We start from the raw sequence: 608 nt of genomic DNA, 5'->3' as shown, positions 1-608 counted from the left end.
GTGAGAAAGTCGATAGGAAATTCAAAACGTTATTCTTTGTTTAAGCATAGGTGAAATTTCCGGTTTCTCTTTGTGCTTGATGGGCTTCGTGATCAAGGTACAGGTATCCGAACCATTGGATAGTTTTGAAAACTATTGGGCATATTTAGAAGTTAACGAGCGTTAAAATCAGAAAGTCATGCTGCTTCAAAGAATGGCGTTCGTAAGATGTGAATCAGCCTATATTCCGTTACCTTAATTGGTACACACATTAGAAAGCACTTTTACGAACGAGGTAGAAAATGATTGTCATCACAGGTGCAAGTAGCGGCTTAGGGGCGGAGTTGGCCAAGCTTTATGATGCGGAAGGGAAAGCCACTTATCTGACTGGACGAAGTGAGAGTAAGCTCTCTACAGTCACAAACTGCTTATCGAACAATGTTGGCTATCGAGCTTGTGATCTCGCATCCCATCAAGAAGTGGAACAATTGTTTGAACAATTAGATTCTATTCCGAGCACGGTGGTTCACAGTGCAGGCAGTGGGTACTTTGGGTTGTTACAAGAGCAAGATCCAGAGCAGATTCAAACCTTAATAGAGAATAATCTCAGCTCAGCGATTAACGTGCTG

At 42.1% G+C, this 608-nt stretch carries 1 protein-coding gene; it reads left to right on the top strand.

The genetic code is table 11. The features are described from left to right. Nucleotides 1–281: 281 nt before the first annotated feature. On the top strand, nt 282–608 hold a 327-nt coding region (locus R8O11_RS29285), incomplete at its 3' end, for an SDR family NAD(P)-dependent oxidoreductase (RefSeq protein ID WP_318195131.1).

The organism is Vibrio sp. 1288 (genome assembly GCF_033344475.1).
This window is presented reverse-complemented; position numbering and strand designations above follow the sequence as displayed.